7 protein-coding genes are annotated in these 7171 nt (G+C 61.2%); all 7 read left to right on the top strand.

The genetic code is table 11. The features are described from left to right. Positions 1-729 (top strand): hypothetical protein (locus tag AOZ53_RS34575; protein WP_231690728.1); only part of this gene is annotated, 729 nt, incomplete at its 5' end. Between the two features lie 310 nt (positions 730-1039). Continuing rightward, on the top strand, positions 1040-1450 hold the full coding sequence (locus AOZ53_RS34570) for a hypothetical protein (RefSeq protein WP_156333605.1): 411 nt from the start codon (positions 1040-1042) through the stop codon (positions 1448-1450). 163 nt (positions 1451-1613) lie between these two features. Then, on the top strand, positions 1614-2252 hold the full coding sequence (locus AOZ53_RS32880) for an ABC transporter ATP-binding protein (RefSeq protein WP_231690727.1): 639 nt from the start codon (positions 1614-1616) through the stop codon (positions 2250-2252). A 6-nt stretch (positions 2253-2258) separates the two neighbouring features. Next, positions 2259-3461: an ABC transporter permease gene (locus tag AOZ53_RS32875; protein ID WP_231690726.1), complete on the top strand. Its 1203-nt coding sequence runs from the start codon at positions 2259-2261 to the stop codon at positions 3459-3461. A 10-nt stretch (positions 3462-3471) separates the two neighbouring features. Continuing rightward, positions 3472-4935, top strand: coding sequence for a TolC family protein (locus AOZ53_RS32870; RefSeq protein WP_156333604.1), 1464 nt, complete (start codon positions 3472-3474; stop codon positions 4933-4935). Next, the gene (locus tag AOZ53_RS32865) at positions 4928-6202 is read left to right on the top strand and encodes an efflux RND transporter periplasmic adaptor subunit (RefSeq protein ID WP_082385872.1); all 1275 of its coding nucleotides are present in this window, start codon (positions 4928-4930) and stop codon (positions 6200-6202) included. Before AOZ53_RS32870 ends, AOZ53_RS32865 begins: the two co-directional genes overlap by 8 nt. A 48-nt stretch (positions 6203-6250) precedes the next feature. Then, entirely contained in the window at positions 6251-7081 is an 831-nt protein-coding gene (locus AOZ53_RS32860; RefSeq protein ID WP_054491035.1) for a tRNA threonylcarbamoyladenosine dehydratase, read from the top strand. Positions 7082-7171: the final 90 nt, after the last annotated feature.

The following is a 7171-nucleotide window of genomic DNA, read 5'->3' as shown; positions in this document are numbered from 1 at the left end:
TATCTCGAAAGTCCTCCGGCATCGAAGACTGTGGCCTTGTCTGATAAGGCGGTGGCGCTGTCAAGCCAGGAGACCGAAGATGAGGATGCGGATCTCAGCTTGTTGGCGTGCTGGACACCGGAAGCTCTGGCGCGTTTCGCAAATAACTATACAGAGGCTGAACGGCATCAGAAGCTCGAGATTATGGTTTTCAATAGCGCATACACGCCTGGGCACGATTGCAGTGAACTCACGTCGGAGGGCGGGCCAATATATTATGGGACTACGAGAATTCTGGTCACTCCCGAAAGGGAGGCCGCGTTAAAGCGGCAGCACGATAAATTTGCAGCTCAACAGGAAGCCTTGTATGTCACCGAAATGAGCAAGGGTAGCTCGGCTATGGATATCTACAAGAAGATCGGGAAACTGATTTTGGCGCAGCCGGATGATTTTGCCTATAAATTTGGAATTAGTGTCAAATATCGTGAGAGAGTGGATGCTCTTGCCATGGCTTACAATAGCGCGAATGATAATCCGTTTGGCAGGCATGCCGATCGGTCCTCATCTGCGATGCCACGCTCGGATGAGTCAAAGGTTGATGCGTTGGAGAAAGCGAAGACCGGCTTTTCGCACAACGCTCTATTGCAGAAGGCGGGTGATCTAGAGCGGCAGAGGCACCAGGTCGTAATGGACCTGCTTTATGGAAAAGTAGGTTTCAGATCTAAAACTGCATCCAGTCACCGAGTATAGGTTATCAATTTAAAAGCCCTGTGCCTGAGCTGTTTTTAGAAATAGTGTTCCGGAATAAGTGGTGCCCGATGATTTTCATCGGGCTTTTTTTATTTCGCAATCTGGACGGGTTTGCCTGACTCATAAGGTCACGCGTGTTCTAAAAATAGCAATATGCGAGTTCATCACCGCGTTCAAATTGAGGTGGCAGGTCGTTAACCTGTTTCACCCTGTATGTTGATCGAGCTTTTGAAGCATAAGTCATCCCAAGGGTGAGTTCGGCATCAGTCGATGAATGATGCACTGTTCACATAACCCAAGGAGAGATTTGATGAAAAATCGATTGTTGCATGTTTCGGTTATTGCTTCGCTTTTGTTCTCCGGCAGCGCGTTTGCCGGTGATTATGTGTGGTCCACCTATAAGAGTGGCGACTATGTGTCGAGAAGGGGTGGAACCGCCACGGTTGTGTATCAACCCAGCAATTTCCTTGTCTCGCCGCTGGGAAAGACCGTCACTGGTGTGCAAGTTCAGCTTCAAGATAGTTCTCAGGCAAACGTATCAATGGAGGTCTGCTATAACGGTCCGATCGATTGCTATCCGATAATCGACAATGGGCAAATCTATAAAATGTTTAATGGCAGGCCGGCCGATAAGTCGTTCACGGTAAAATATACCGGTACTGGTCTGGGTCCATATCCGCGCTACATTCTCGCTACGATGGTGGTTTATTACGGCGATTAATAAAAATCTTGAGTAGCGATTCGTAGATCTGGCGTTAAGTTGCTGTCGAAGCTATTCGCGTCGATTTCGGGCTATGTGGCTGATGCGAATTACTGACACTTCGGGCCTTCCGCTCATTCAAATCACACGTGTCAGCCATACCTATCGCAAAGGCAGCCAATCAGTGAGCGTGCTGCGCGATGTGACATTCGAGATACATCCCGGTGAAACATGCGCGCTGCTCGGGGCTTCCGGTTCCGGCAAGACCACGTTGCTCAACCTCCTGGGCTTGCTCGACCGGCCTTCGACCGGCCAGTTCCTGTTTCGTGGGCGCGACATGTTGGGTATCGACGACAACGCCCGTGCCCAGGTCAGGAATCGGGAGATCGGTTTCGTCTTCCAATCCTTCAACCTGCTGCCCCGTATCAACGCCTTGGATAACGTAGCCTTGCCGCTGTTCTATCGCGGTATCTCGCGCGCGCGGGCCCGGGTCCGGGCCATGGATTGGCTTCATCACGTTGGATTGACCGACCGGGCCAGGCACCTTCCCGCCGATCTGTCTGGCGGGCAACGCCAGCGAGTCGCGATCGCCCGTGCCTTGGTGGGCGAGCCCGCCCTGATTCTCGCGGACGAACCGACCGGTAATCTGGATCAGGCTTCAGCCGAGAGCATCATGGCCTTGCTCATGGGGCTGAATCGCGAGCGGGCGGTCACGATCGTGATGGTGACGCATGATGCCAACCTGGCCGCCCGGTTCTCGCGCCAGATTCATGTGCGGGACGGCGTATTGCATGAACCCTGCCGCTGCGGCGAAAGGCGTTGATTTCCGGTGTTCCAGCGCATGCGCGGCCCATCGTTGACGCAGACCCTGCTGCAGGCGGTCGACAGTCTGCGCCAATTGGGTCGCCGGGCCTTGTTGGCTCTGCTTGGCATCATGGTCGGCAGCACAGCCATCATCGCGCTCCTGAACATCGGGCACAGCGCCGCCGAACAGGTGACTCGCTTGTTCAAGGACATGGGTACGGATGTCCTGGTGGTGACTTTTCCGGTGACGGGCACCAAGGCGCGCGCGGTACCTCGCTCGCTGGATACCAGTGTGTTGGCGCGGACCGTGCCAGGCATCCGCCACGCGGCGCCGCTGTCGGTCTACAACGTGCCGTTGCGTTTCTCGGGACGCACGGCGGTTCCGAGGATCGTGGGCACGACACCGGATCTTGCTGCCGCGATGCATCTGCGCATGGATCGCGGCCGTTTCCTGTCGCTGTTCGATCGTCATGCCACCTTTGCCGTCGTCGGCGCGGAAATCGCGCATGAGCTGGGTAGTCCGGGGCATCCGCTTACGCTGGGAGCATCGCTGCAAATCGGCGGCTATCTGTATCAAGTCATCGGCATCACGCGCAGCATGAAAGGGAATCCGCTGATTCCGGTCGATGCGGACCGATCGGTGATCGTACCCATCGAAGGATTGCACCGATTGTTTCCCAAGCCTGCACTTGGCGCCATCCTGGCCAGCGCGACGCCCCAGGCCGACCTGACGGAAACGGCCAGCGCGTTGCGCGAGCATGTCATGGCGCAGGTGCCCGGCAGGGAGGTTCAGGTGGAGATTCCCCGGCAGTTGATCGACGGTCTCAAGCGCCAATCCCGAACCTTTTCCTACCTGCTTGCCGGATTGGGCGCGATTTCACTGCTGGTGGGCGGCGTGGGCGTGATGAACGTGATGCTGATGAGCGTCTCCGAAAGGCGGCGCGAGATCGGCGTTCGCCTGGCGCTCGGGGCGACGCGGCGTGATATCCGCCAGTTGTTCCTGGTCGAGGCTGGCCTGCTGGCCATTGCCGGCGCGGCGTTGGGCGCGGTGTTCGGCGTTGGCGCGGCCTACGCTTTTACGCGTTTCTCTGGCTGGGCTTTCATACTGGCTCCCGCATCCTTGCCCTTGGGGATGGGCATGTCGCTGCTGACTGGAGTGTTCTTCGGCTGGTGGCCTGCGGTTGCGGCTGCGCGGCTCGAGCCCGTACAGGCCTTGCGCGATGCGTAGCACCCCATGGATGTTGCTGGTGGCGCTTGGGGTGGCGACGCTGCCACCCGTGACGCGCGCGGGGAATGAGCCGTTGCCGTCTCGCCCGACCATGCCGTACCAGGCGCCGGCCGTGCCGGGCGAGGGCCTCGTCGATCTGACCTTGACCGATGCCGTCTTTCTGGGTTTGCGGGGCAATCGCGGCATACGCAGCGCCTACCTGACCCGCCTGGCGCAGAAGTTCGACCTGCGCGTGGCCGAGGATTACTTTTCCCCCAAGCTTCTCGTGACCGGGCAGATCACCGGCAATCGTACTCAGGACGACCGTTCGCGACAGGGATTGCTCTCGCCCGCGGCGACGATGGTGGGTGAATTCGGCACGCGCTTGAGCCTGGGCTGGACCAGCCAATTGAGCAATGCCAACCGGGCGGGCGGGTTCCGGGATGACGGCATCACGCTCGCGATCATTCAGCCCTTGTTGCGCGGCGCGAGGCGTGAAGTGGCAACCGCGCCCTTGCGCATGGCGCGATTGATCGAGCAAAGCAATCGGCTGGCCTTGCAGGACGCGGTTTCCCAGACCGTCACGCAGATTATCCAGACCTACTGGCAATTGATGCGGGCGCAGGAGCAAGTCACCCTCGCCAAGGCGGCGTTGCAACGTTCCAGGGATCTTTGGGAGATCAACAAGGCGTTGATCGCCGCCGGGCGCATGGCGCAGGTCGACGTGGTGCAGACCGAGGCGGATGTGGCTACCCAGGAATTCAACGTCGAGAATGCCGACAACGATGTTAATGCCAGCCGATTGGCGTTGCTGCAACTGCTGGCGCTGGATCTGCGCAGCCGGATCCGGGCTGGCGACACGCCTCAGAAAATGCCCTCGACGCTCAGCCTGCAGGAGGCCCAACGCATCGCGTTGACGCATCAACCGCGGTATTTGCAGCAGGTGATCGCCCGGGAGCAGGCCGATATCAATCTTGTGGTCGCGCGCGACAACCGCCTGTGGGATGTTTCGCTGATGGGTGGCGCCAGCCAGGGGCGCACGAGACGATCGAGCCATTCTGAGGCGGTCTCTGATCGTCACTGGGACAGTTATGTGGGAGTCCAGGTGCAGATACCCCTCGGGGATCTGAGCGCGCGACAGGCCGAAGTCCATGCAAAGGCCGACGCGGACAACCAGGCGTTGCTGCTTGAAAACGCGGAGCAGCAGTTGGCGCTGGATGTGAACAACGCGGTGCGGGAATTGGGCTCGCGATGGCGGCAGTACGAAATCGCGGGGCGCGTGCGGGATCTGTCGCGCAAGAAGCTCGAGATCGAACACCAGAAACTGCAGGCTGGCCGGTCGAGCAACTTCCAGGTGCTTGCCTTTGAAACCGATCTTCGCGGGGCGGAGAACGCTCGTCTCAATGCCTTGATCAGCTATCTGGACGCTCAGGCGCAGTTGGACTTGAAGCTGGGCATGACACTGCAAAGTTGGGATATTTCATTGAATGACTAAGTCCCTTGTCTATAAGCCTGGCCTGTTGGCGGCCGGCGTGGCCCTGCTTGTCGCCGTGGCGATCGCTTTCACGTGGCAGCGACCGCCCGGCGGCAGGGCACAAGAGGAGCCTTCCCCCTGGATACGGGTTTCGCCCCGGCCGGTCGACATTCGTCTTGGCGTGGTGGGGAAGATCGTGTCCGCGCAGATAGTCACGATCACCGCGCCCTTCGACGGCAATATCAAATCCCTGGACGTGTCGGAAGGGCAGCGGGTGGCAGCGGGGCAGCGCCTGCTCGAGATGGATATGACCCAACTCGACATACAACGGCGTCAGGCGCTGAGCGAACAGATCCAGGCGCGCAAGGCGTTGAACGACATCGATCATTGGGAGTCGGGACCCGATGTCGCCCGGGCGCGTCAAGCTGTGTTGAGCGCGCGTCTCAGTGTGAACGATACGCATCGGAAGCTGGTCGAGACGCGGCAGCTCTATGAGCACGGAATCGTTCCCCGCATGGAGCTGGATGCGTTGATCCAGCAGGACAGGATGCAAGCCCTGTCGCTTGCCTCGGCCGAGGCGGAACTCGCGAATACCCGTGAACGCGGCAAGGGAGAGGCGCGGCAACTCGCGGAAATGGAATTGGCCAATGCCTCGGCCAGGGGCAATGCGCTGGCCGATGCGGCGTCTGGCGGGGTGATGGCGCCGTTTCCCGGTGTGGTGATCCGCGCGCCGGGCAACGCGGATTCCAGGCCGGGCGCCGCGGCAGACCCCTTGCAGGCGGGCGCCAAGGTAGCGCAGGGCCAGGGGCTGCTGGCCATCGGCGACGTCGGGCGCGTCAATGTCGTGGCCAAGGTCGACGAGACGGATCTCAATCAGCTGCGTCCAGGGCAGCCGGTGGAAATACGTGGCGAGGGGTTCAGGGGCCTGGCGCTTTCGGGCGAATTGGAATCGATCGGCGTGCAGGGACTCGAAGGAGACTCGCAGGCGGGCACGATGTATCAGGTGGTGATTGCACTGCCTGCGCTGACGGCGGCGCAACAGGCGGTGGTGCGGCTGGGAATGACGGCGAACGCCTCGATCGTGACCTTTCATGATGACCAGGCAATGGTGGTGCCGACCTCCGCGATCCGCTCCGACGCGGGCAAGAGCCTCGTCCAGTTTCGTGAATCGGCAGGCGCCGCCGAGCAACAGATCGCCGTCTCGGTCGGGCCCGCCACGCCGGACGGGGTCGTCGTGACCGGCCTGGCGCCGGGCTTTGTCAGGGATGCGTGGCGGCATGAGCCGTGAAAGGCGCCGGTGGCTCGCCCAACCCGCGGCCATATAAAATATGCCCCCATGAACGCCCCAGAAGAAAAAGCCGACATAGCCCGCCGCTTCGGCAGCCTCTCCCGCCTTTACGGCCCCGATGCCCCCGCGCGCCTGCAGAACGCCCACATCGCCATCGCCGGCCTGGGTGGCGTAGGCTCCTGGACGGTCGAAGCGCTGGCCCGCTGCGGCGTCGGCGCCCTGACGTTGATCGACCTCGACCACATCGCCGAATCCAACGTCAACCGGCAGATCCATGCGCTCACGGAAACCCTGGGGCAGTCCAAGGTGGATGCCATGGCCGAACGCGTCCTGGCCATCAATCCCGAGTGCCGGCTGACGCGCGTCGATGATTTCGTTTCGCCGGAGAACGTCGCGCAAGTGCTGCCCGGTCCCTACAGCGCCATCATCGACTGCACCGACCAGGCTGCGGCCAAGATCGCCATGATCCTGCATGCGCGGGCGCTGGGGATTCCGATGCTGTTGTGCGGCGGCGCGGGCGGCAAGACCGATCCGCTGGCGTTGCGCGCTGGGGACCTGTCGGCTGCCGTCAACGATGCCTTGCTGTCCAAGCTGCGCAACAAGCTGCGGCGCGAGCATGGGTTTCCGCGGGCTTCGGACAAGAACGGCAAGGCGCTCAAGCGCGTGCCGAAGATGGGAATCCATGCCCTGTGGTTCGACCAGCCCGCCATCCTGCCCGATGAATGGACGCGGCAGGCGGAGGCCGAGGACGATATGGGCGCTTCGGGGCAGGCCGTGGCGCCGCAGGGGTTGTCCTGCGCCGGCTATGGCTCGGTGGTCACCGTGACCGCGGCCATGGGCATGGCGGCCGCCAACGAGGCCTTGCGGCTGGCGCTGTAAGGCGGGGGGCTGGCGCCGCCCGGTTCGGAATGGCGGGCCGCCGTGCCGCGCTTGCGGCGCCGCGCCATGCTCACAACGCCACGCCATGCT

The organism is Achromobacter sp. 2789STDY5608621, from assembly GCF_001299375.1.
Lineage (GTDB): Bacteria > Pseudomonadota > Gammaproteobacteria > Burkholderiales > Burkholderiaceae_B > Achromobacter > Achromobacter insuavis.
This window is presented reverse-complemented; position numbering and strand designations above follow the sequence as displayed.